The sequence below is a fragment of the Maribellus luteus genome, assembly GCF_003576475.1.
GTDB lineage: Bacteria > Bacteroidota > Bacteroidia > Bacteroidales > Prolixibacteraceae > Draconibacterium > Draconibacterium luteum.
Map to the genome: position 1 here is coordinate 1 of NZ_QWGR01000080.1, position 731 is coordinate 731.

Below are 731 nucleotides of genomic sequence, written 5' to 3' on the forward strand. Positions count from 1 at the left end.
ATACGCGCTTTGGCGGCCTGACGTGGATGCAATCCGTGTTCTACGGCGTCGGCGCGGCGGTGATCGGCATCATCGCCATCAGCGCGCACAAGCTCACCACCAAGAGCGTCGGCAAAGACAAGCTGTTGTGGGCCATCTACCTGCTGCTGGCGGCCGTGACGGTCATCACCGAATCGGAGGTGGCGTGGCTGTTCCTGGCGGCGGGCGTGCTGGTGTGGTTCTGGCGCGCGCCGCCCCGGTGGCTGCGCCAGGGCCGCGCGAATGCCATTGCCGTTGCCCCGGTCGCAGCGGCAAGCGGTGTGCTTGGCTCGATCGACTGGCCGCTGCTCTCGCAGCTCGGCGCGTTTTTCGCCAAGGCCGGCGCATTCGTCTTCGGCTCGGGGCTGGCCATCGTGCCGTTCCTCTACGGCGGCGTGGTTACGGAGCACCACTGGCTCAACGAAAAGCAGTTCGTCGACGCGGTGGCCGTGGCGATGATCACGCCCGGCCCGGTGGTCATCACCGTCGGCTTTATCGGCTATTTGGTAGCGGGCCTGCCCGGTGCGTGCGTGGCCGCGTTCGGCACGTTCCTGCCGTGCTACCTGTTCACCATCCTGCCGGCGCCGTACTTCAAGAAATACGGCAAGCTGCCGGCCATTCTGGCCTTTGTTGATGGCGTAACAGCGGCGGCCGTGGGCGCCATTACCGGCGCGGTCATCGTGCTGGCCAAGCGCTCCATCGTCGATGCACCG

At 66.5% G+C, this 731-nt stretch carries 1 protein-coding gene; it reads left to right on the forward strand.

What is annotated here, in order from left to right:
* Window positions 1-731: chromate efflux transporter (chrA, locus tag D1614_RS28015; RefSeq protein ID WP_119440481.1), on the forward strand; the 731-nt coding region annotated here is incomplete at both ends.